The 23438-nt window shown below is 39.4% G+C and carries 19 protein-coding genes and 1 riboswitch; of the genes, 15 read left to right on the forward strand and 4 right to left on the reverse strand.

Translation table 11 applies throughout. The features are described from left to right. Positions 1 to 21: 21 nt before the first annotated feature. Positions 22 to 708, reverse strand: a complete 687-nt coding sequence (locus ISU02_RS19460; protein WP_194703511.1) for a YeeE/YedE thiosulfate transporter family protein — start codon at positions 706 to 708, stop codon at positions 22 to 24. A gap of 167 nt (positions 709 to 875) precedes the next feature. Here ISU02_RS19460 and ISU02_RS19465 point away from each other — a divergent pair, with 167 nt between their 5' ends. Further along, positions 876 to 1775, forward strand: coding sequence for a LysR family transcriptional regulator (locus tag ISU02_RS19465; protein ID WP_194703512.1), 900 nt, complete (start codon positions 876 to 878; stop codon positions 1773 to 1775). A gap of 185 nt (positions 1776 to 1960) precedes the next feature. Here ISU02_RS19465 and ISU02_RS19470 read toward each other — a convergent pair whose 3' ends face one another. Further along, complete coding sequence (locus tag ISU02_RS19470) at positions 1961 to 2179, reverse strand: sulfurtransferase TusA family protein (RefSeq protein WP_194703513.1); 219 nt, start codon at positions 2177 to 2179, stop codon at positions 1961 to 1963. A 121-nt stretch (positions 2180 to 2300) separates the two neighbouring features. On the opposite strand from ISU02_RS19470, the gene ISU02_RS19475 reads away from it, so the two are divergent. Both ISU02_RS19475 and ISU02_RS19480 read left to right on the forward strand, forming a co-directional pair. Beyond that, on the forward strand, positions 2301 to 3083 hold the full coding sequence (locus ISU02_RS19475) for a glycosyltransferase (RefSeq protein ID WP_194703514.1): 783 nt from the start codon (positions 2301 to 2303) through the stop codon (positions 3081 to 3083). After that, the gene (locus ISU02_RS19480; RefSeq protein ID WP_207736430.1) at positions 3004 to 4263 is read left to right on the forward strand and encodes an ATP-grasp domain-containing protein; all 1260 of its coding nucleotides are present in this window, start codon (positions 3004 to 3006) and stop codon (positions 4261 to 4263) included. Before ISU02_RS19475 ends, ISU02_RS19480 begins: the two co-directional genes overlap by 80 nt. A 62-nt stretch (positions 4264 to 4325) precedes the next feature. On the opposite strand, the gene ISU02_RS19485 is transcribed toward ISU02_RS19480, so the two are convergent. Beyond that, positions 4326 to 6146, reverse strand: coding sequence for an ArnT family glycosyltransferase (locus ISU02_RS19485; RefSeq protein ID WP_194703516.1), 1821 nt, complete (start codon positions 6144 to 6146; stop codon positions 4326 to 4328). 256 nt (positions 6147 to 6402) lie between these two features. On the opposite strand from ISU02_RS19485, the gene ISU02_RS19490 reads away from it, so the two are divergent. The 11 genes from ISU02_RS19490 (at position 6403) to ISU02_RS19540 (ending at position 21861) form a co-directional block, all read left to right on the forward strand. Continuing rightward, a complete protein-coding gene (locus tag ISU02_RS19490; protein ID WP_194703517.1) occupies positions 6403 to 7308 on the forward strand; it encodes a sulfurtransferase in 906 nt (301 codons plus the stop codon). Positions 7309 to 7367: 59 nt separating this feature from the next. Next, positions 7368 to 9179, forward strand: coding sequence for a rhodanese-like domain-containing protein (locus tag ISU02_RS24030; RefSeq protein ID WP_228727893.1), 1812 nt, complete (start codon positions 7368 to 7370; stop codon positions 9177 to 9179). A gap of 269 nt (positions 9180 to 9448) precedes the next feature. Next, complete coding sequence (locus ISU02_RS19500) at positions 9449 to 10579, forward strand: aminotransferase class I/II-fold pyridoxal phosphate-dependent enzyme (protein ID WP_207736431.1); 1131 nt, start codon at positions 9449 to 9451, stop codon at positions 10577 to 10579. Positions 10580 to 10774: 195 nt separating this feature from the next. After that, the gene (locus tag ISU02_RS19505) at positions 10775 to 12520 is read left to right on the forward strand and encodes a putative Na+/H+ antiporter (RefSeq protein WP_194703519.1); all 1746 of its coding nucleotides are present in this window, start codon (positions 10775 to 10777) and stop codon (positions 12518 to 12520) included. Between the two features lie 229 nt (positions 12521 to 12749). After that, a complete protein-coding gene (locus ISU02_RS19510) occupies positions 12750 to 14132 on the forward strand; it encodes a PTS mannitol transporter subunit IICB (protein ID WP_194703520.1) in 1383 nt (460 codons plus the stop codon). A 232-nt stretch (positions 14133 to 14364) separates the two neighbouring features. After that, positions 14365 to 16452 carry a BglG family transcription antiterminator gene (locus ISU02_RS19515; protein ID WP_194703521.1) on the forward strand — a complete coding sequence of 696 codons (2088 nt, stop codon included), beginning with the start codon at positions 14365 to 14367 and terminating at the stop codon, positions 16450 to 16452. Next, complete coding sequence (locus tag ISU02_RS19520; RefSeq protein ID WP_194703522.1) at positions 16439 to 18280, forward strand: PTS mannitol transporter subunit IICBA; 1842 nt, start codon at positions 16439 to 16441, stop codon at positions 18278 to 18280. The genes ISU02_RS19515 and ISU02_RS19520 overlap by 14 nt, the downstream gene beginning before the upstream one ends. After that, positions 18280 to 19200, forward strand: a complete 921-nt coding sequence (gene pfkB, locus ISU02_RS19525) for a 1-phosphofructokinase (protein WP_194703523.1) — start codon at positions 18280 to 18282, stop codon at positions 19198 to 19200. The genes ISU02_RS19520 and pfkB overlap by 1 nt, the downstream gene beginning before the upstream one ends. 153 nt (positions 19201 to 19353) lie before the next feature. Beyond that, positions 19354 to 20616 (forward strand): zinc-binding dehydrogenase, encoded by a 1263-nt coding sequence (locus ISU02_RS19530; protein WP_194703524.1) that lies wholly within the window; start codon positions 19354 to 19356, stop codon positions 20614 to 20616. A 50-nt stretch (positions 20617 to 20666) separates the two neighbouring features. Then, positions 20667 to 20930 (forward strand): HPr family phosphocarrier protein, encoded by a 264-nt coding sequence (locus ISU02_RS19535; protein ID WP_194703525.1) that lies wholly within the window; start codon positions 20667 to 20669, stop codon positions 20928 to 20930. Between the two features lie 163 nt (positions 20931 to 21093). Next, positions 21094 to 21861, forward strand: coding sequence for a nitroreductase family protein (locus tag ISU02_RS19540; RefSeq protein ID WP_194703526.1), 768 nt, complete (start codon positions 21094 to 21096; stop codon positions 21859 to 21861). Positions 21862 to 21956: 95 nt separating this feature from the next. On the opposite strand, the gene ISU02_RS19545 is transcribed toward ISU02_RS19540, so the two are convergent. Then, positions 21957 to 22193, reverse strand: coding sequence for a hypothetical protein (locus tag ISU02_RS19545; protein ID WP_194703527.1), 237 nt, complete (start codon positions 22191 to 22193; stop codon positions 21957 to 21959). 20 nt (positions 22194 to 22213) lie between these two features. Beyond that, positions 22214 to 22298, reverse strand: a riboswitch (cyclic di-GMP riboswitch). A gap of 121 nt (positions 22299 to 22419) precedes the next feature. On the opposite strand from ISU02_RS19545, the gene ISU02_RS19550 reads away from it, so the two are divergent. Then, positions 22420 to 23337, forward strand: a complete 918-nt coding sequence (locus ISU02_RS19550; RefSeq protein ID WP_194703528.1) for a triphosphoribosyl-dephospho-CoA synthase — start codon at positions 22420 to 22422, stop codon at positions 23335 to 23337. Positions 23338 to 23438: the final 101 nt, after the last annotated feature.

The raw sequence follows: 23438 nt of genomic DNA on the forward strand, positions 1-23438 counted from the left end.
TTTATAAGCAAGGTAGAGCGACTAATGCGATGAAGCACCTCTTTTTTTCTCGTATTCCTCTGCGATAATATAAAGTATCAATAAGACACCTAATTGTAATAATACTGCGCCCATCCATCCGAACACATCTGGTAAGAAAATCGCTGTTCCCTTTGAAATAACATGCTCTTTCCACCAACCAAAATCATGTGCACCGAGTAGAGAACCGAGTATAAAGAAACCCAATGCCAAAAGATTCATATAGAATCCTTCGCCCACACGCATCAATGTACCTGATGCGCAACCGCCTGCAATAACCATACCCACGCCGAACATAAATGCCCCAATGAGCGTTGCAAAGCTGATAGGCACAACATAACTCATGCCTGGAATTGGCAATCCAGCACTTGCATAGCCATACTTAATCGCTGTAAAGCTAATGGTTGTCAGGGCAAGTGCAATAATGACAGCACGTGTCAGTGAAGTACTTCCTGTTAAATAAGGATCCCGCATGGAAGCCGTAAAACAGAAACGTCCTTTTTGAAGGATGAAGCCAAAAGCAATGCCTGTTATCCAGAAAAGTGACAATGTACTTGATTTTGTATTTAACCAAAGTGCAACTGCTATAAATAAAAACACTGCTACAAATCCATATGGAATTTGGTTCTTCTTTGGTTTGCGATTTGCAGAAGAGCGTCTAGATGTTGCTGCGCGTCTTGATTCAGCCATTTTTTCACACTCCTAAAAATAAAGTTTGCTATACTCTTAACAATCTCACAGTTATATGATACCATTTTATTGAAGCAATTAATCAATGGCAATTCTAAATCAGTATAAGAAAAAGCGATACCTAATTTGTGAATTAATCGGACATAATAGAAATGAAGAGGTGTGATATGAATTTAAATGCGCTTGAATATTTCAGAGACGTTGTGGAGACAAAGAGCATATCAAAAGTAGCTGCTAATCGTCATATTTCACAATCGGCACTAAGTCAAAACATTCAAAAATTAGAAGATGAGATGGGGTATCAATTACTGGAAAGGAGTAATAAGGGGGTACTTCCAACTGAGGCAGGACGGATTTTATTTAAATATTCGGGAACGATGTTGAGAATTCACGATAAGCTTAAAGAAGAGCTTGTTCAATTGGAAAATAGTTTTGAAAATATCAAAATCAATGGTTATCTATCCATGGTGAATTATTCATTACCTTGTGTAATCTATAAAGTTAAAAAGGCATTTCCAAAATATAATTTTGAGATGCACTCCAAATCGAATATGGAATCCATCAATGACTTGATCAATGAATTAACGGATTTAAGTTTTGTCACGGAAGAACCTTGTGATGATCGCTTAGAATATAGCAAGATAGGCAAAGAACGTATTGTTTTAGTGGCAAACGCCAGCTCTAGAATTCCAGATATGATTGATGTAAACGAGCTTGTAGACCATGAAATGGTGTTATTAGATGATGAGGCGCTTACGATTTCATCATTTTTGAAACATAAATTGAAACCCTTGGGTTTGCATATGGACCAAATTCCAATTATGTTCAAAGTGGACTCAATACCAGCCGCTAAATCTTCTATCAACAACAACTTGGGAATTTGTTTTTTACCTTACATGTCTGTTAAAAAAGAACTCTACGAAAAGAAATTTAAAATCGTAGAAGTTCAGAATTTTGATTTGGATTATGATATTTATCTGGTGACTCGACGCAAATGCAATCGAGAAAAAGCGGTTACGGAGATTTATCACTATTTCATAGATCATGGCGCTAAAGAATTTTGTTAAGTTGTTAAGGCGTCAGTATCCAGAAGAAAGATCGTATCAAGATATTCGCACTGAGACGATGAGTAGGGCGTTAATGAATAGGACGCTATTATATATGAACATGTAACAATGCATAAATAGGACATAATGCACAGCTAGGGCATAATGCGCCTGTTTGGATATGTCGCGTAAGCGTATGAATCGCTTTATACCTTGGTTATGGTTATTTCCCAAACCCCATTGAGCACTTCTTCGATTTCATAGATCAAAGTGCTCTTTTTTAAAGTTTCTTTGATAGATTCTATAACACAACTGTGATCCACAACCATTTGAAAAGATTCCCCTTGATTGAGGTGTTCTATTTCATTTTTCATTTTGAGAATGGGTACAGGGCAGATATCGCCAAAACAATCCAGTTTGTTCATGTGGCATCTCCTTTTTTATGTGGTATTTTATTTTTTAGTGATACGTTCAGTTTATCAGATAATGCAGGGGGCTTCAATTATAACCATAGCGATAACAGTTACATTTTGGGAGGCGTTTAGTTTGAATTTTTCAGTGGTTGTGCCTGTTTTTAACAGCGAAAATACAATTGAACTCATGGTGAAAAAAATTTTATGTTTCTTTTCAGAGCATGAGATGAGCTGTGAAATTATACTGGTGGACGATTGCAGTCACGATCAGAGTTGGCAGATCATCGAGAAGGTTTCTAAAATGCATAAAGAGATCAAGGGCATCCGACTGAATTCAAACAGTGGACAGCAGATGGCGATTTATCAAGGACTTCATTATTGCGAGGGAGACTATGCCATAACCATAGACGATGACGGACAGCACGATATTGAAGATTTGATCCAATTTATGCCTTTGATAAGCCAAAATTATGATCTCATCTTTGGTATATACAAATCTTATAATGATCCTTCATATCGAAAAAGAGGTTCAGGCTACATCGGGCGCTTTTTTAAATGGCGCTTTAAAAATCTTAAGGGCATGAGGGTGAGCAGTTTTAGAGTGGTTGAAAAATCGCTTTATCAGTGCATATTAAATAAAAAGAAAAAGTTCGTGTATATCAGTGCAGAGCTCTTACCTTATGCTCAAAAAGTGGGTAACGTTGCCGTTACAAGGCATATGCGACTAGAGGGAAAATCGGGTTATACTCTGGGGAAATTATTAAAACTGGGACTAAATTTATATTTTTTCTACGGCGTACCCCATATATTTAATGAAATGAATCAAGGGAAGGCATATGATGAAACGGTTGTTAATGGTTGGTGCGGGGAGTTGTCAAATCAACGGCATCCTCAAAATGAAGGCAATGGGTTATGAAACGGTGGTTGCAGACTACTTAGAAACCTCAAAGGGTAAAAAAATTGCAGATATTGCAGTGCTTGCAGATGCGTTTAAAACTTCTGAAATCTTGGCGTGTGCCATAGATCAGAAGGTTCAAGGGATTTTAACCGTTGGGACGGATCAACCCGTTTATGTGGTGACAAAAGTCTGTGAACAGTTGAATCTACCGACTTTTATCAGTTCTGAAACCGCTCTATGGGTCACGGATAAAAAGCATATGAAGCAACGGTTTCGGGCTTTTAATATTCCCACAGTGCCCTTTGCCATTATTTCAGAGCAATTTGATGCAAGTGAACTTGAACATTTAAACCCTCCCTATGTGGTTAAGCCGCTGGATTCTCAGGGGCAACGCGGCATCTATAAGCTGAATGCCATAAGTGAAATTCGCGAGCAATTTGATAAAGTCCTCAGCTATTCGAGACAAGATGAAATTTTGGTGGAGTCTTATTATGAAAATAAAGAACTGACTGTAAGTGGCTGGGTTGTAGATGGCGTGACTAAAATATTCACCATTACGGACCGAGTGACGTTTTCGCCTGATGCACATATTGGCGTCTGTATCGCACATGAATATCCTTCAATCCATTTAGAAAAATATGAAAGGGAGATCGTTGAGATCACAGAACGCATTTGTAAGGCTTTTAATATTTATGAAGGGCCAATTTACTTTCAATACTTAGTGGGGAATCGAGGCGTTATGGTCAATGAAATTGCATGCAGGCTAGGGGGCGCTTATGAAGATGTGACGATTCCTCTGGTCACGGGGATTGATGTGCTGGACCTCGCCATAGAAGGTTGTCACAATGCAGATTATGATAAAAGCGCAGTAAAGGCGCATGCATACAAGGTGAATGCACCACTGTTTAGCACACAGCTCTTTTTTTGCAATGCGGGGAAGATCAGCCAAATGATACCTGTAGAAGACTTGATGAAATGTGATTTTATCTATCAAGCGGGCTATAATTTTAAGGTGGGAGACATCATCTCACCTATTGAAAATGCATCACAACGTGCAGGGTATATGATCATCACTGGAGAGGATGAAGCGACGTTATCCGAAAATATTGAAAGGGCCTATGATCGGCTTGAAATTATGAATGAACAGGGTGAAAACCTTGTGATAAGAGGAAAAAGATTTTATAGGGATCAGATGTGAACACAGTGGATTAGGAAAGAGTAGAGGGCAGCTCATGCTTGACAAAAATATACCGCTTCTGCTTATGGCAGAATGCGGTATATTTTTGTTTGCCAAGGATAAGTCCCTGCATACTTTGAAATTCTCATGGCGTAAAGCGGATTATCAATTTCGGCCACGAGCTCAGTGTGAGTTGAAAGATAGGTCTTGAGTTCATCCCAATACGTCATATTGTCATAGAGAAAATCCCACTTGGGCGAACAGCTGGCGATATAGTCCATCTCATCATGGATTATGATATAGTCTATATGTCTTTCTCTTATATAATCTTGTAGAGTAAGATGATTCACTTCTAAATAGGCGAGGTTTCTGATGTCGTAAAATCGATTTGGATTGAATCCCTCCATCACGTTGATATTGCCTAATATAGTGGCCTCTTTTGGGATAGCGGCGGTGATCTTTGCCTGCGTACGCTCATAACTTTCAGCATAGGGAAATCTCATGGCGTACTCTTTTAGGTCACTCTGTAGATTAAGCAGTGCAAAGAGTATGAGGACTACACTAACCCATTTTGTAAAATATAATTTTGGCAGTAAATTCAGCACCATTAAGACGAGAAAAGGCAGTAAAAACACCACTGAAGTCTGATTATTACGCCCTATGATGAATATGCCCAGTAGGATGCTCATAAGCGCTATATAAGGTTCAAAGCGAAGCTGAGAGAATAGGAGACTCTTTTCAGAAGAACTACCCTTTTCAGAAGAACTGGAAAAACCAGTATGTTCAGTGTGTTTATTATGTTCAGTCCAGTTTGGATTTATAAACGGAAACGTTTTTTTTAAAAGCGCCACCAGTGGGATTGTTAAAATGAGGAATCCCAACGTTAAAAGTTCTATTTTGATGTTAAAAAGTTCATAAGTGCCGCCGATTTGCTTGTAAAGCTTGATCCAAAACCAGTAGTAATTTTGAAGGCGACTCATGGGAACCGCATCTACACCAAGGCTTGCGCCAAAACTCAAATAGCGTGTGAGGAAATCAGGTGCCATAAGGAATCCAAATCCCAAATAAGCGCTGAAGCCCATCACGAGAAAAAAAGTGAACTCAAAGAGGGCCTTTATAGGACGCCGTTTTTTATAGATTTGGTAGCAAAGCAGGGCAAAAATCATTAAGCCGATCAGAAAGCTATTGGGATGAATGCCAATGGCCAGCAGGACGATTAATGCCAGTAACCTTGGCTTTTTCAGAAGGATGCAAAGCCAATAACTGAGTAACATGCAGAGCATGATCAGTGCTTCTTGACGCCCAAAGTGCGCCGCATATAACCACTGAATATTCAGCATGAGCAATAATAAGCCCGTGATTGAATAAGGGGTTAGCTTTAATCTGGATAGGGATTCTAGTTTTAACTTTGACTTTGAACTTGACCTTGAACTTAATTTTGATTTTGATCTTGAATCTAACTGTGTTTCCAGATGTAGAATCTTATAAAAAATCAAGAGACTCAAAGTTGAAGCCACTAGCGAGAGCAGTCTTGCACTGAATAGAGTGTTGCCAAAGAGCCCCATAAACCCTATTTGCAAAAGGTTAAAAAGCCATCTAAAGGGGTGTGGCACTCTGGGATAGAGATCAAAGAAGGGTTCTGTGACCCCGAAATTTTTTTGATGCCACACTTCAAGTGAAAGCCCCTTTAACCAAGTCTCGTCGGAGTGAATCAGAGGAAACTGTGCCAGCGAAAAAAGGTTAATTATAAAGAATAAAAGGATTAAGCCATAAGCGATATATCGCTCAGAATCCATTGACAAAGATGGCATTAGAGGCTGATTGGACTCTCCGTTAAGCATACGATTTTTATGATGTTTCAAGGGTTTTGAACCCTGAATTTTTCTGAGGGAAAATAGGCTCATACAATACCTTCTTTAATTGGAATGTGTTGTTTTCATATTTATCATACTTAAAATTGATCGCAATGTATAGTCCTGTCATCAAGTGTGTTAAATTTCTATCATGGCAATATAAAATGTTGCATAAGGAAATGTGATGACCAAATTAGAAATTATTATCATATAATGAGTATGAGAAATGTGATTTTATCACATGAATTGTTTACAATTTAACAATGTACTCCAAAGCAATCTCACAAATTCGTTTATGGAGGTTTATATGACGAAAAAGAAATGGGCAGTCCTCCTGATTGTAACACTACTTCTGATGACTTTTAGTGTGACAGGATGTGCGCCGGATACCACGTATTCAGGGACGCTGAATGTTGTGGAGGCCAGCAAAGTAGGCACTGCTTATCTGGAAAATCCAGAGGTAATTGTCATTGATGCAAGAGGCCAGGAGGCTTATGACAAAGGGCATCTCAAAGGCGCAGTTTGTCTAGCGCCATCAGAGCTTGTCAATGAGCAATCTATGTTAATTGATCAGGCAAGCTTTGAAAAAGTAGTAGGTGGAAAAGGCATTTCAGCTGATAAGACGATTTATGTTTACGATGATAATGCAGGTGTAAGTTCAAGCCGCATACTGTGGTCCTTTAAGGTCTATGGTCATGATCAGATTATGATTGTCAATGGCGGTGCCAGCGCATTGGTTAAGGCGGGACTTGAAATCACCAAAGAGGAGCCTGCTCTCGAGTCTGTTACTTATACTGCGAAAAAAGCAGATGAGTCCCTAATTGCATCATATGATGAAGTAGAGCAGCAAGTAGAAAATCCTAGTGACACTGTGAAAATAGTGGATGTCAGGTCAATTGCAGAATATGAAGCGGGTTATATACAAGGCGCGATGCTCTATCCGCATACAAAGAATCTCTATAGTGATGGAACCTTTATGTCCAGTAGAGATATCAAGTTGTTTTATCAAGATTTAGGGCTAAAAAAAGAAGATACCATTATACTCTACTGCAAATCATCTTTTAGAGCAACACAGACGTTTGCCCTTCTACAGGAAGCGGGTTTTACAAATGTCAAAGTCTATGATGGTGCTTGGATTGAATGGTCATCTAAAACAGATGTGACAGTTCCAGTGGAAAATACTGCACCGATCACAACTCAAGAAGGTTCATAAAGCGTGTTTTACCATGAATCATTCGCTTTGAGTAGGCATGTTTAATTTGGGAGGATATTATGAATAAAAAAGTGTTGGCAATTTTACTGACATTGATGTTGATTATTTCAGCAACAGCATGTGGCAAATCTGAAGAAGCACCGGCAACTATGGAAGTACCAGATTCATCAGCTCCAGCGGCATCTGAAGAGAGCCCTGCGCCGGCGGAGGCTACAACTCCAGCACCAACAGAATCGGCTGATGCAAGCACGGCTGACGAAGCAATAGCGGCGTATTTTGAAAATATGCCAGATCATATTTACAAAATTAAACAAGACGAGTTTGTTGGCAAAGTCGTTGCAGATGAAGCCATGACAATTTTGGATATTAGAGGTGCAGATGACTACAATAAAGGACATATCAAAGGTGCTGTTAATTTACCTTGGGGTCCTGCAATTGCAGAAGGCTTAAACAGTATCCCAAATGATAAACCTGTCTTCGTGTATTGCTATACAGGACAAACTGCTGGTCAAGCAGTGATGACGCTTAATTATGCTGGATTTGATGCAAGAAGTGTCAATTTGGGCTGGAATTTAGGTATTTCTAAGGTGGAAGGTGTTGATGCAGTAACTGTAACTGACGCTGCAACCCTTACAAGTGGCACTACTGAAATCAATGCGGATGTTCAAACTGCTTTAACGGCTTACTATGATGGCTTAAGTGCAGTGGCAGATTCCAAATATAAAAATTATAAAGTTTCTGAAGATAACTTAAAAGCAATGGTAGATGCAGCGGATGACAGTATTTACATCTTATCTGTGAGAGGCGCTAAAGACTATGCAATTGGGCATATAGCAGGCGCGAGCAATATACCTTTTGGAAAGGATATGGCCGCTTCATTCTCATCGTTACCTAAGGACAAAACAATTGTCGTTTATTGCTACACCGGTCAAACAGCAGGTCAAACCACAGCGGCACTTCGCCTGATGGGTTTTGATGCGGTTTCCTTGAATGGTGGCATGGGCATGGCGGCAAATGCACCAATGGGATGGGTAAACAAAGGTTTCCCAGTATCAAGTGATGCAATCAGTAAAGTAGAACAGTTATACGCAGAAATGCCAGAGCATATCTACAAAATAGCTCAAGCGGAGTTTGTTGAAAAAGTAGCTGCAGATGAAGCTATGACCATTGTAGATATCAGAAGTGCAGATGACTATGCAAAAGGTCATATCAAAGGGGCAATTAACTTGCCTTGGGGAACTGCAATCAGTGAAAACTTGGCGAATATACCAAGTGATAAACCTGTCTTCGTGTATTGTTATACAGGACAAACAGCTGGTCAAGCGGTTGTGACTTTAAATGTGGCTGGATTTGATGCAAGAAGTGTCAACCTAGGTTGGAACTTGGGCATTTCTAAAGTGGATGGCGTAGACGCCGTGACAACAACAGAGGCAACACCAGTAGGTGGTGCTGTTACCGAAATTGCCGCACCTATTCAAGCAGCAATTACAGCATACTATGAAGGCATGGTTGCTTTAAAAGAGACACCATACAAAAACTACAAAGTATCTGAAGATGAACTTAAAGCAATGATAGATGCAAATGATGAAAGCATTTATATCTTATCGATTAGAAAAGCAGATGCTTTTGCAGAAGGTCATATTGAAGGTGCTAGCAATATTCCTTTTGGAAAAACAATGATCCCAGAATTTGCAAACTTACCAAAGGATAAAACCATTGTGGTTTACTGTTACACTGGACAAACGGCTGGTCAGGCTACAGCAGCGCTTCGTTTAATGGGCTATAAAGCCGTTTCATTAAATGGTGGCATGGGTATGGAATCCAATGCACCAATGGGATGGGCAAACAAAGGATTCCCAGTAGTTCAATAAATAAGAGCATCAAAAGTCAAAAAAACGAGTTAATCTCAAGCCTATGACATCGTTTAGGGCAATTACATGATACAGCATAGAAGCATGAGTTAATATGAAATGGACTTTGGATACTCTGACCTTAGATCAGTAATTTTATATTAAACGGATCACAATACCAAGGCGCTTTTTCATGATATAATGATGAAAAAGCGCTTTATTCTTTTATGATGTATACTTCTATCTCCGTATTTTTTTATTTTAAAAAAGCAAAGAGGTGCATTAGACCTATGATTGACTACCATAAACCCTACTCAAACGAAATGATTCTCACTAGGGTCTGCGAAAAGATCAAAGAAAATCCATTTGAAGACCCTTATGCCTTACAAGAAGCATTGGTGGAGGCCTTTAAAAAGCTACCATTATATCGGTCTATTAAGCATGTTCATTTTTTGAACTCCGCCACAAGTGCGCTTGAAGTCATGGCTTTAGCCCTAAAGCTAAAACCAGAGGATGAGGTGATTTTGCCCTCTTTTACACATGTTTCCACTGCAAATGCATTCGCAAGAGTGGGTGCTAAGCTTAAATTCGTGGACATAGAGCCCGAAAGTCTCAATTTAGATATACACAAAGTTGAAGCGGCCATCACAGAACAAACCAAGGTGATTATTCCAATACACTATGGCGGTGTCAATCACGATTTTGAAGCTTTGCTGAAGCTATCGGGAGATCGTGGGATTACTTTACTTGAAGATGCGTCACATTGTATCAACAGCGGCTATCAAGAAAAGGGATTTGGTCTGTATGGTGCCATGGGGTGTTTAAGTTTTCATCATACGAAAAATATCACTTCGGGCGGTCATGGTGGCTGTCTGTTTGTGGCAGATGATCAGTTGAATGAGGATTGCCTTGAAATTATGCATCATGGTACAAATCAAGATGCATTTGCAAAAGGTAGAATCCAGCATTATAGGTGGCAACAATTAGGCAGTGAATTTATGATGACGCCCTATCAAATGCGATTTTTATTAGAGGCTCTACCTTATGTGGAGGCGGTTACAACGAGAAGAAAACAAATTTGGAATCGATATCGCGATGCTTTAGCAGAACTCAACAACACTAAAAAAATCAAGTGTCCAACGGGTGTCACAGGCAATGGTCATCTCTTTTATGTCCTCCTCAATACAGAAGCAGAAAAAAATAGAGCCATCGAATGGCTGGGTAAAAAGGGCATTCAAATCGTAACACATTATCAGCCGCTACATAACAGTCCTATGGGACTCAAATTAGGGTATGAAAATACAGATCTTAAAATAACGGAATCCGTTGCCAGAAGGATTATACGTCTACCGATTCATGCGGCGTTAACAGATGCTCAGCAGGGTTTGATCATAGAACAACTGCTCCAATTATGGGGCTGATTTTTTAAAAATTGCATATCGGGTTAGAGTGTCAGGTTTCAAAAACTGAGCCATCTCTACTCTACGATGTCTTTTACGGCAAGTAAGCGACAAAGTAATAGGATAGAGTATTCATGCGAAACTGGATTTTGACACTCGAACGATTGATGCTTTCAAGTCAAAGTGGGTATAAAGTCTCAGAGGGGAGAGATGACGATGAAAGTGATTAATATTTGCATGGTCATTATGGTCATGCTTTTATTTTGGGGAATTTCCAGTGCAAATGATATCTTGGATCAAGGAGAACACTTTCCAATGTCCATTGAATCATATGATGATCCAGTGGAAGGTGGCGTATTGGATACTTTGATTTATAGAATTCAGAAAAATCCATTTAATCTTGTGGCGACGACTATTTTTGGCTTTGCCGTAATACACGCTTTTTTGAGCAGTAAAATATTGTCTTATGCACATCAAGTGGATGCCCAAAAGAATTCTATAAAAGCGGGGATTTTACACTTTATGGGAGAAATTGAGGTGGTCTTTGGCCTTTGGAGTGTTGTACTGGGGATTGCTATTACACTTTTTTACAATTGGGAAACGTATGTGAACTATGTGGGGGCGCTAGAGTATACAGAACCCCTCTTTGTCATTGTCATCATGACCATTGCAGCGAGTAGACCTATTTTAAAGTTTGTAGAGCTCATCTTGTGGAAGCTTGTAAAACTTATTGGTGGCAAGCTTGAGGTGTGGTGGTTTATTATTTTGACAGTGGGCCCTCTATTGGGTTCATTGATCACGGAACCTGCTGCAATGATCATTTCAGCCTATTTGCTCTCGGATAAATTTTTTGATCTCAACCCCAGTAAGCGGATCAAATACGTGACATTGGCGCTGCTCTTTGTAAACATATCCATTGGAGGCACTTTAACGAATTTTGCGGCACCGCCAATTCTAATGATTTCAAATGTTTGGCATTGGTCCACGACATTTATGTTCCTCAACTTTGGATGGAAAGCTGTGCTGGGCATATTGATCAACAATACGGTTATGCTCCTATATTTTAAAAAGGAGTTTAAGGAACTTGGAGAAGCCTACAAAAAGGATCGATTTAAAAAGTACATACAGAGAAGATTCATTGATAAAGCAGTTATATCCGAACAGATTGATGCTTTGGAGTGGCAAGTGGATAAAAATCTAGGTTACAGTCATAGGTTGAATGAGACCTCCGATATGATTAAAGCGCATATAGAAGCAGAAGCACAACGTCATTTAAGCGATCAGGAACTTGCTGAGTACAATATTGAAGAAGTGCTGTCACAACGCTTTGATAGCATTAAAATCAATGAGATGAAAAGGACCATTCCAGGATTGCTTCCAAAAGAAATCAGACCTTTCTATCGAGATCCTGAATGGGATTCGAGAGATGACAAATTGCCTCTTTGGATTATGTTGGTGCACTTGTTTTTTCTCGCATGGGTGGTTATCAACGACCATGAACCCGTTTTGTTTATAGGAGGCTTTCTGTTTTTCTTGGGTTTTGTCCAAGTGACGGCAGAGTATCAAAATAGAATCAATCTGAAACCTGCACTTATGGTTGCTTTTTTCTTATCGGGTTTAATCATTCACAGCAGTGTTCAGGCTTGGTGGATAGAACCTGTGCTTGCAGGGTTGCCGTCGGGAATTCTAAATACAACATCTATTTTACTCACAGCGTTTAATGACAATGCGGCCATCACTTATCTAAGCAGTTTAGTGCCCAATCTCTCGGACGGCCTTAAATATGCAGTGGTCTCTGGTGCTGTAACGGGTGGGGGGCTTACGTTAATTGCCAATGCACCTAATCCAATCGGCCAGTCGATCCTCAAAAAGTACTTTAAACTGGGCATTGAACCGATGATACTTTTTAAATCTGCACTTTTACCAACCCTCATTGTAGCGCTTGTCTTTAGATTTTTATAGAAATCTCTGTAACTTTTTAAAGGGCAATGTAAGCTAAAATTTCATAAATATCTGATTTTTTTAAGTTGCGTCAGATTAGAATTTAACTTATTTATAAAGCATGTCACCATTAAACGGTGACATTTTCCATTGTCTTTTGTTTGAAAAATAGAGCTGTCTGTCCCTATAATCAAGTTGTAATCGCTTTTGATTGCAAACTGTATATCAAAAATATTTAAGGGGGGATCTTATGGAAAATGTATTAGGGTCACATGGTACAGGGAAAGATGGCGTTCAAAAATTCGGTCGATTCCTAAGCGGTATGGTAATGCCCAATATCGGTGCATTCATGGCATGGGGGATCATAACATTATTATTTATTCCAACGGGCTGGACGCCAAATGAACATTTATCTAGTTTGGTAGGACCAATGATCACGTATTTGCTGCCAACATTAATTGCTTATACAGGGGGCAAATTAGTAGGTGGCGCACGTGGTGGCGTAGTAGGTGCTGTGGCGGCTATGGGCGTAATCGTAGGTGCTGATATTCCAATGTTTATGGGTGCAATGATCATGGGGCCGTTGGGTGGCTGGATCATCAAGAAATGGGATGATGCAGTGGAAGGCAAAATCGCTGCTGGTTTTGAAATGTTGGTGTCCAACTTCTCGGCTGGTATTATTTCAATGCTCTTGGCATTACTTGCTTTTGTAGTGATAGGACCTGTGGTAGTGGCTTTAAATGGCGTACTTAAAGCAGGTGTAGAAGGCATTGTAAATGCAAAACTATTACCACTTACATCGATACTGATTGAACCGGGCAAGATTTTATTTCTGAATAACGCTATGAATCATGGTGTTTTAAGCCCTCTAGGCATTCAACAGGCAACAGAATCTGGAAAATCAATCTTCTTCTTGCTTGAAACAAATCCGGGACCAGGCCTTGGCATCCTTTTGGCATATTGGGTGTTTGCTAAAGGTATGATTAAACAAACGGCTCCAGGTGCTATTATTATTCATTTTCTTGGCGGTATTCACGAGATTTATTTCCCTTATGTGCTGATGAATCCGTTGCTGATTCTTGCGGTAATTGCTGGGGGCATGAGCGGTGTATTTACATTTAGTCTTTTAGGTGCAGGTCTTATTGCAACGCCATCTCCTGGCAGTATCCTTGCATTGATGGCCATGACACCAAGAGGAGGATTACTGGCAGTATTAGCAGGTGTACTCGTCTCAACAACCGTGTCTTTCTTTGTGGCGGCATTTTTTATCAAGAGAAAAGGAGATGATGGCGATTTAGAAAGTGCAAAATCATCCGTTCAAAATATGAAAGCTGCTTCAAAAGGTCAAGTGGCACAGTCTGTGAAAAAAATAGTGGTTTCATGTGATGCCGGCATGGGCTCCAGTGCAATGGGTGCAACGACGCTTAGAAAGAAAGTGAACAAAGCAGGTCTGAACATTGAAGTCATCAACACTTCTATCGAGGATATTCCAGAGGATGCAGATATTGTGATCACACATTTGAGTTTAGGAGAGCGCGCAAGTGCAAAATGTCAAACCGCTGAACTCATCACGATTGATCAATTTGTAGGCAATCCAATTTATGATGAGCTCGTGGAACGCTTAAAAAAATAAGAAGCATAAAAAAGATCATACAGAGACAGTGGAGGACACTTCACTGTTTCTGCATTCAAGCTCTTATTCAATAATGTCACTAATGAATGATGTCAATGCAGAGTAAGTTTAAGGATAATTCCCATAACTTTAAGAGTATAATGGAGACAAGATGAATAATCTGAAAATTCGTTTAATAACTAATGCTAGATCATAAAAAATGTCTCTATTTAAAAAAGTTTGGAGGATGAAGTTGATTTATTCTAGAAGAGTTGTGGAGATCGTTGACATTTTGAGTCATCAAACAGATTATATGGCGGTATCTGAAATCGCCGAACAATTGAATATCAGCAAAAGGACAATTTTCAGAGAAATGGAGGATGTTGAGCGGCTCACCAAGGCATTTGGTATGATCCTTCATAAAAAAACACGTTTAGGGTTGAAATTAGAGGCATCAGAGCAACAGAAATTAAAGTTAAATGCCTTGTTAAATCAAACGACGGATGATCATTTTTCACAAGAAGAAAGACAGCGCATGTTGATCATAGAACTTTTAAAAAGTCGCGAGCCTCGAAAATTTTATTATTTTGCAACACAGCTTGGTGTTTCTGAAGCAACGATTTCATATGACATGGACAAAATTGAATCATGGTTTGCAAGTCGAGAAATTAAGCTCATTAGAAAACCAGGGTTTGGGGTCTATCTTGAAGGGAATGAGGGGCAATTTAGAAAGGCAATTGTGGATTTTCTCTATCAAAATTATGAGCATCAAGATTTAATTGCGCTGCTGGATAGTAGTAATATGCAAAGTGAATTGGTGGAAACGGTGATCGATCAAGATATTTTGATCAATGTTGGCGTAATTCTTAAAAGCTATGAACATTATCTGGCCAATAGATTAACGGACGGCTCTTATGTGGGATTGATGATTCACCTTGCCATAGCAATTCAAAGAATCAAAAGAGGCGAAAGCATTTTTATGAATGCAGAAATTCTAGAGGGGCTTAAGAAAGACGCGCAGTTTGAGATTGCCAAAAGCATAGGCGATGGTGTGGAAGAAACTTTTGGGATTAAGTTTCCAGAAGATGAGCTCGGGTATATTACCATGCATTTAAAGGGATCAAAATTGAGAACAGGTGCGATTATAGATCAAAATGATCTCATACTGACTAATTTTGAAATTACACGTCTGGCATCACAAATGATTAATGAGTTTAAAAATTTAAGTGGTTATGATTTCAATGAAGATGAAAAACTTTTAATTGGTCTTGTGAGCCATTTGAAACCAGCGGTTACGAGAATGAAATTAAAACTGGATATTCGAAATCCATTGCTGGATAAAATTAAAGAGATGTATCCTGAAATTTACACAATGTCTGAAAAGACAGCTTCCATGATGAGCGATCAATATGAGGTGACCGTTCCAGATGAGGAAATAGGGTATTTGGCAATGCACTTTGGTGCTGCCATTGAAAGATACAGAAAGACGCAACATCAGGATCAAAAATTGAGAACGGGTATTGTCTGTTCAAGTGGGATTGGAACTTCAAGTTTACTTTATTCTAGAGTGTCAAAGTTGTTTGCCAATTTAGAACTGGTGGGTCAATTTTCAAAAGAAGATATTCTGTTAGGCAAGTTGGCATCTCAAGAGATTGACTTGTTAATCTCTACAATTCATTTAGATCAACTCAGTTATCCCTGTATAAAGGTGAATCCTCTTTTACCGGATGAGGATGTTGAAAAAATAATTCAAGTCACCAATATTCTCAAGCGTCAGGTGAAACCTTTTACTGAAACGCCTTTAAAAATTCAATCAGATAGAATTAAAGATTTACATGGCATGACAGAAGCCATACTAAACATCGAACAAAATTTTTCGCTTGAAACTCAAATAAAAATTAAAAACATCACGGAACTGCTCAAAAAAATAGCAGATGTCATGACGAGCGATTCAAAGCACAAAAAAATATTATTAAAACAGCTGGTGGAGAGAGAAAAGCTTGGAAGTACCGTAATCCACGGTGAGGGCATCATACTGATTCACACCAAAACCGAAGCGGTGGATACCTTGAAATTTTCAATATGGCGCTTCTTAAATCCCATCCATACAAGCAGAAATGAGGCGTTACATTTGGCTGTGATCATGTGTATGCCCATAGGTGCGAGTAAAATTCAATTGGCGTTAATGAGTCAAGTCAGCAAGGCGCTTATTGAAGAGGATGCCTTTCTGTTGGCAATTAAAGAAGGAACCGAAGCACAAATCGAACAAAGACTAAAGCGCATTCTTCACAAATGGCTTAATCGCCATTTGCAAGGAGGTGCAGATTATGATCGTTCGTGAAAAAATCACATCAAAGCTACAAGAGTTTGGACGTTTTTTAAGTCGAATGGTAATGCCCAATATAGGTGCTTTTATAACTTGGGGGATCATTACGACGTTATTTAATCCGAAGGGGTGGTTGCCTAACGCTTCTTTAAGTCAACTCATAAACCCGATGATCCTGTATCTCTTGCCGATTCTTATTGCCTATTCTGGCGGTAGAGTAGTGGCGGGGACGAGAGGCGGCGTCGTAGGTGTTATTGGGACAATGGGGCTTATTGTAGGTTCTGAAATTCCCATGTTTATTGGTGCAATGATTATGGGACCACTGGGTGGTTTGATTATTAAGAAAGTAGATCAAGTGATTAAAGAAAAGGTTCCCACAGGTTTTGAAATGTTGACAGGCAATTTTTCTGCAGGTATTGTGGGCACATTCCTAATTATTTTTGCCTATAAAGCTGCAGGACCGGCCATCTTCTGGATGACACAAGCACTCGAATATGTGGTGGATATCGTTGTTAAGCATGATTTGCTCTTCTTTACAGCTATTTTTATAGAGCCAGCTAAAGTGCTATTTCTCAACAACGCCATTAATCATGGGGTACTTAGTCCCTTAGGTATTCAGGAGTCATTAGCCACAGGAAAATCCATATTTTTTTTACTGGAAACCAATCCAGGTCCAGGTTTGGGCGTGGTATTGGCCTATTGGGTTTATGGAAAAGGTCAAATTAAACAGACCGCACCAGGTGCTGCGATCATTCACTTTCTGGGTGGTATTCATGAAATTTACTTCCCCTATATTTTACTCAATCCAGCACTCTTCATTGCAGTGATCTTGGGTGGTATGATGGGCATATTTGCTTTTGAAATCCTAGGGTGCGGTCTAGTGGCGACACCTTCTCCAGGCAGTATTTTCGCCGTGTTGGCATTAGCGCCAAAAAACAGCTTTGTTGCTGTGATCATAGGGGTGGTGCTATCCACTTTTGCTTCATTTTCCATAAGTGGACTGATTTTAAAACGGAAAACGGACTGGAATGTGGACCCTGAAGAGACTGAAGAAACGTCTATTTTTAAGGACTATAAAGGGGATTATGAGATATCTAAGATTTACTTTGCATGTGATGCAGGGATGGGATCAAGCGCCATGGGCGCCTCGCTTTTAACTAAGTTGTTGAGTCAATATAACCTTGATATACCTGTGGCAAACATTGCCATTGACGAAATTCCAAGAGATGCCGATGTAGTCATCACATTTACGGATTTGGTGGGAAGAGCAAGGAAACAAGCACCTCTTGCACTTCATGTGGGCATTAAGGATTTTTTAGATAAACAGCAATATGAACAACTACTAGATGAAATTATAGAGCATTGTACCATTTTGGAGGTAAAAATGGAAAATAAAAAACCGACAGAGATTTTAATGAAGAGTAATATTATTTTAAATCAAGTTTCTGTGACAAAAGAACAGGCAATTGAACGTGCAGGGAAGCTCCTCTTTGAGAGTGGTTATGTGGGTGAAGGCTACATTCAAGGAATGCAAGCGAGAGAAGAAAAATTTTCAACTTATATTGGCAATGGCGTGGCAATTCCGCATGGTGAAAATAATGTCAAAGAACTTATTTTAGCTTCTGGCATCGTGGTAATTCAATATCCAAACGGCATTGACTTTGGCGAAAATAAATGGGCTAAACTCGTCATTGGCATTGCAGGGAAAGGGAATGAACACATTCAATTACTTGCCAATATTGCTGAAGCCATAGAAGAAACAGAAATTCTAGAGAAGATGCTGACCACCTCGGACCCAGAGTATATTTATCAACTATTTTCAAGTGAGGAGATGCATTTCTAATGATCATTACAGTGACTCTAAATCCAGCAATCGATAAGACCATTGAAATTGATGGCCTTACACAGGGCGGTCTGAATAAAGTGGTTTGTTCTAATACAGATCCAGGGGGCAAGGGCATCAATGTTTCTAAAGTCATCAAATCCTTGGGTGGTGAAAGCATGGCGACGGGATTATTGGGGAGTTCTTATATTGAAAATGCACTGAATAAGGTGGGCATAAGCCACGATTTCGTGAGAATTAGCGGCGAGACGCGAACGAATCTTAAGGTGTTTGATCGTAGAACAGGTGAGACGACCGAAATCAATGAGTCGGGACCTGAAGTGTCTATGCAGGATATAGATTGTCTCTACGAAAAGATCATAACACATGCGACTGCGGGTTCTTTGATCATTTTATCTGGGAGTGCGCCTAAGAGTTTGCCAAGAGATGTCTATAAGACTTTGATTCAAAAGCTCAAAGAGAAGGCATTAAAAATATTTTTAGATGCCGAAGGGGATTTGTTTAGACAGGCACTTGAAGGTAAGCCACATATTATAAAGCCCAATAGACATGAGCTGGAACTCTATTTTGAAAGAAAATTGGATACGAGAACTTCTCTGAGAGAAGCCTCACAGCATTTTATCGAAAGAGGGATTGAAAAAGTATTTATTTCACTTGGTGCAGAAGGTGCCTTCTATTCAGACTCAAAGAGAAGTTATTATTTAAACCCACTTCAAGTTAAAGCGCACAGTAGCGTTGGTGCAGGAGATGCCTTTGTGGGTGCGGTGGCATATGCACTTGAAAATCAATATGGGCTTGAAAAGCTATTGAAAATGGCCGTGGCAACCAGTGCGGGTGCCGTTATGACAGTGGGTACTAAGCCGATGGATAGTATTTGGGTTCTTAAAAACATGGAGCATGTGGTAGTAACTGCGCTCTAATAGGATTAAGAATAGAGTATATCCAATTTAGAATAGAATGCGTCAAAATGGAGCATTAAAACGAAGCATTAAAACGAAACTTTAAAATATAGAATTAATAATGGCGTTAGCACTTCGACGATTATTTTGACTTAAGGATACAAGGAGTAGGTTATGAAAACAAAAGCGGTTAGAATGTATGGTCTTGATGATTTAAGACTTGAAACATTTGAATTACCTGAGATTAAAGCAGATGAGATTTTAGTTAAAGTGATTTCAGACAGTGTCTGTATGTCCACTTATAAAGCGGTTAAACAAGGCAAAAATCATAAAAGAGTGCCTCAAAATGTAGATGAACATCCGATTATCGTAGGTCATGAAATGGCGGGTATTATAGAAAAAGTGGGCAAGCAATATGAGGGACAGTTTAGGAAAGGACAAAAATTTTCACTCCAACCTGCACTGAATTACAAGGGCAGTCCTTATTCGCCGGGTTATTCATATGAATATTTTGGAGGCAATGCCACCTATAACATCATCCCACCTGAAGTTATGGAGCTCGGATGTCTATTGGTATATGAAGGAGATGGTTTTTTTAATGCTTCTCTTGGTGAACCCATGTCCTGTATCATCGGTGGGTTTCATGCGAGTTATCATACTGTTCCAAACACATATCAACATATTATGGGGACTAGACCAGATGGCAATTTGATTGTACTTGGTGGTGCAGGCCCCATGGGCCTTGGTGCTGTTGAATACGCACTTGCCATTGATGAGAAGCCTTCCAAAATTGTGGTAACAGATATCAGTCAGGATCGATTAGATCGTGCGGCAAAATGGGTCTCTCCTGAAAGCGCAAAAGCAAAAGGTGTAGAGTTACTTTATGTCAACACGGGGAAAATGGCTGATCCCATTTCAGATTTGATGACACTTACAGATGGGCATGGCTATGATGATGTCTTCGTCTATGCGCCAATTGTGCCACTCGTTGAACAAGGGGATAAATTACTTGCGCATGATGGCTGCATGAACTTCTTTGCAGGGCCAACGGATAAGACTTTTACAGCACCGATTAATCTGTATAATGTTCACTATAGCAACACGCACATTATGGGTTCCACCGGCGGAAATACCAATGATTTGATTGAAGCGCTGGACTTGTCGGCAAGAGGACTCATCAATCCATCCGTGATGTTGACACATATTGGTGGGATGGATGCCACAATAGATGCAATTATGAATTTGCCGAATATACCTGGCGGTAAAAAGTTGATTTACAATCACATTGATCTCCCGCTAACTGCAATTGAAGACTTTGAAGCTCTAGGCGTAGAGAATCCATTATTTAAAACGTTACATGAGCTCGTTGAAAAAAATAATGGCCTTTGGAATGCCGAAGCTGAACACTATTTGTTGACGTATTTTAATGTACTCTAATGGGGGCGGATTTTAAGCCTATAGCATGTTAGAAAAAGTGAGGAAAAGAGATGAAAAATCATGAATTTACATTGCAAAACGAGCATGGATTACACGCAAGGCCAGCAGGATTGTTCGTTCAGGTCTGCAATAAATATCAAAGTGCGGTAAATCTTTATAAAGCAGATCAAAAATACAATGGTAAGAGCATGTTGGGCATCCTTAAAATGGCCGCATCGAAAGGCGATGTCATCAGAGTTGAAGTGGATGGTGTGGATGAAAGCGAAGCGATCGATGAGATTAAGAGCTTGATTCGGGGCAATTTTGGAGAATAGATGAAGGCTTAAAATAATCTAAAGGGTATGAGTGCGTCTACTTGAAAGTAGATGGACTCTTTTCTTTTTAAATGGACAATGATAAGATGAATAGGAAGTCGTTTGAAGATGAAGTCATCAATCAGGTGTTATTATCAATTACAAAAGAAAGCAGGTTGCTATTATGGATTTAAAAAATTTAAATGATAAAAAAAAGATTCAAAATTCGACAACAGAAGTTTTGGTGAACCATACTTCTATACGCAAGTTCAATCGAGTAGAAATATCGGATGAAGCCGTTAATACCATTGTTGAATCGGCTAAACGCGGGGCGACAGCAGGCAATATGATGCTCTATAGCATCGTCAAAATCAGATCTAAAGAGACGTTAAAGTCACTTGCGACGAGTTGTGATGATCAACCCTTTATTGGAGATGCTTCGTTGGCGCTTTTATTCGTACTCGATCATCATAAATGGCAGAAGTACTTTGAAATCAGTGGATTGCCAGAGCGTATAGAGGATTTTTCTGGTCCTTCTGTGAGCGATTTTGTTTTGGCAATGCAGGATGCAACCATTGCTGCACAAAATGCAGTTATAGCTGCAGAGAGTATGGGCATAGGCACTTGTTATATCGGTGATATCATGGAGCACTATGAAGCACATAAAGCGCTTTTTAATTTGCCGGAATACACCATGCCAGCCATTTTAGTGGTCTTTGGACATTATGACCACAAGCCTGTACTCAGGCCAAGATTTGAGAATGAATTTACAGTATTTGAAGAATCCTACCCAGATATTGACGAGGTTTTTATTCAGAAAATGTTTAAGGCAAAAGAGGAAAGTACAGAAGATTTTGCCTATAAATTTTATATGAGGAAGAAAGATGCGGCGTTTTTTAAAGAAATGAATCGATCAATTCATAAATATCTGGCAGAATGGGAAGGCAAATAAAAAAAGGACTATGAGATCACAGGCAGTGATAGCCTCAATAATCCACGGGTCCTGATTTTATCAATCCATTTATGAAATTCGCTTATGAGAACGCCTTAATTTTTAAAAAAGGGCCTCAAAGTTTCATACAGTGCCGTTTCAAATGGAGATGAGGTTTCTTTGGTCTGGGCGTATGTAAAAAACCATTCTGCCAAGTAAATAAAAGCCATTTCATTCCCAGATTGAGCACTGTCAAATAATTTGCCAAGTTCATTGTTGGTCAATTTAAATGATTTTGTAGTATGAGTACATTGAAGAATTTCGATTACTTTTTCACAATTTTCTTGATTCATGTTTTCCTCCTTTAATATCGTTTGGCAGTTTGGCGATCATAACATAATTGTTTTAGACCCATAACTTTGCGTCACTGACTTTCATCAGTTTTGCCTTTATCACTCTACATTAAAGAGTAACCAATATATATGATAGCTGAAATTTGAAATGAATACAAGTAAAAGACTGGTAAAAAAGGTATAATAGACGTACTAATTTTATCTAAAACTAAAAATAGGAGAATGTATGCACAAAACCCACGACAATATACCTATAATAATATCTGAACTCGCTGTTAAAGCATTGCTATACGAAGTATCTGCGACGCCCAAACCAGGGTTGGTAGACCGTGCCAATAACGGGGCTCATCGTGACATGGATTTTTATACTTTTATAGATAGCAGTGTTGGTTTAGGCCAATACTTTTCAGAGATTGTTCATCTCATTTTGGACAAATATGAAGACCGATCTGATCCTGAAATCTATTTGGCTCCAAATGCCTTTTTTAGCGATTTACAGGCGCTTGGCATTGAGGCAGAGCGTAAAATGTTTAAAGTAACAAATCATGTGAACACGCATAAAGGCGCTATTTATGCGCTTGGACTGATTACTTGTGCTGTAAGCGAATGGCTTTGTATCCATAAGGAAAGGCCTCAAAGCCCTGATATTTTCATAAAAGAAATCACAGACAGAGTGGGCGTTTACATCCAACCTGTTTTGACAGAGCAATTCTCTAAGGTCAAAGAGGCTCACACCTACGGAGAAGCTCAATATCGCACATTGGGATTGACTGGTGCCAGAGGTGAAGCGGCATCGGGCTATATGAATGCGCGAAAGTGGGGATTGCCTGTGATAGAAGAGGCCTTAAATAAGGGCGTGTCACTAAACGATGCCTTGATTCAAGCTTTGCTGGTACTCATGTGTCATTTGGAGGATTCCAATGTGATTGGAAGGCATGACTATAAGACTCTTGAGCTCAGTCAGGCAAAAGCGAAAAGCGTTATAGACGCAGGTGGCGTCTACACGGCATCGGGACGGCATGCAATCCAACAGTATGATTTATGGTGTATAGAAAATTATATTAGTCATGGAGGCTGTGCGGATTTATTAGCAGTTTCACTCTATTTAAAACTGCTCTCTGACAAATTTTATGATAAAAATTAAAAAAAATATTGCAATACGTTAAAGAATATTTTACAATGTAAAGGAGTTCAGATGAAAAATGATGCGGGGCAGACATTTTTCATGGGACGTTTTACGGTTAT

The sequence above is a fragment of the Fusibacter ferrireducens genome (assembly GCF_015352425.1).
Classification (GTDB): Bacteria; Bacillota; Clostridia; order Peptostreptococcales; family Acidaminobacteraceae; genus Fusibacter_A; species Fusibacter_A ferrireducens.

What these genes read in the sequence shown, in the direction of transcription:
- ISU02_RS19460 (WP_194703511.1), bottom strand. Translation starts at nt 708, where the DNA reads ATGGCTGAATCAAGACGCGCAGCAACATCTAGACGCTCTTCTGCAAAT.
- ISU02_RS19465 (WP_194703512.1), top strand. Translation starts at nt 876, where the DNA reads ATGAATTTAAATGCGCTTGAATATTTCAGAGACGTTGTGGAGACAAAG.
- ISU02_RS19470 (WP_194703513.1), bottom strand. Translation starts at nt 2,179, where the DNA reads ATGAACAAACTGGATTGTTTTGGCGATATCTGCCCTGTACCCATTCTC.
- ISU02_RS19480 (WP_207736430.1), top strand. Translation starts at nt 3,004, where the DNA reads ATGATGAAACGGTTGTTAATGGTTGGTGCGGGGAGTTGTCAAATCAAC.
- ISU02_RS19485 (WP_194703516.1), bottom strand. Translation starts at nt 6,146, where the DNA reads ATGAGCCTATTTTCCCTCAGAAAAATTCAGGGTTCAAAACCCTTGAAA.
- ISU02_RS19490 (WP_194703517.1), top strand. Translation starts at nt 6,403, where the DNA reads ATGACGAAAAAGAAATGGGCAGTCCTCCTGATTGTAACACTACTTCTG.
- ISU02_RS24030 (WP_228727893.1), top strand. Translation starts at nt 7,368, where the DNA reads ATGAATAAAAAAGTGTTGGCAATTTTACTGACATTGATGTTGATTATT.
- ISU02_RS19500 (WP_207736431.1), top strand. Translation starts at nt 9,449, where the DNA reads ATGATTGACTACCATAAACCCTACTCAAACGAAATGATTCTCACTAGG.
- ISU02_RS19505 (WP_194703519.1), top strand. Translation starts at nt 10,775, where the DNA reads ATGAAAGTGATTAATATTTGCATGGTCATTATGGTCATGCTTTTATTT.
- ISU02_RS19510 (WP_194703520.1), top strand. Translation starts at nt 12,750, where the DNA reads ATGGAAAATGTATTAGGGTCACATGGTACAGGGAAAGATGGCGTTCAA.
- ISU02_RS19520 (WP_194703522.1), top strand. Translation starts at nt 16,439, where the DNA reads ATGATCGTTCGTGAAAAAATCACATCAAAGCTACAAGAGTTTGGACGT.
- pfkB (WP_194703523.1), top strand. Translation starts at nt 18,280, where the DNA reads ATGATCATTACAGTGACTCTAAATCCAGCAATCGATAAGACCATTGAA.
- ISU02_RS19530 (WP_194703524.1), top strand. Translation starts at nt 19,354, where the DNA reads ATGAAAACAAAAGCGGTTAGAATGTATGGTCTTGATGATTTAAGACTT.
- ISU02_RS19535 (WP_194703525.1), top strand. Translation starts at nt 20,667, where the DNA reads ATGAAAAATCATGAATTTACATTGCAAAACGAGCATGGATTACACGCA.
- ISU02_RS19540 (WP_194703526.1), top strand. Translation starts at nt 21,094, where the DNA reads ATGGATTTAAAAAATTTAAATGATAAAAAAAAGATTCAAAATTCGACA.
- ISU02_RS19545 (WP_194703527.1), bottom strand. Translation starts at nt 22,193, where the DNA reads ATGAATCAAGAAAATTGTGAAAAAGTAATCGAAATTCTTCAATGTACT.
- ISU02_RS19550 (WP_194703528.1), top strand. Translation starts at nt 22,420, where the DNA reads ATGCACAAAACCCACGACAATATACCTATAATAATATCTGAACTCGCT.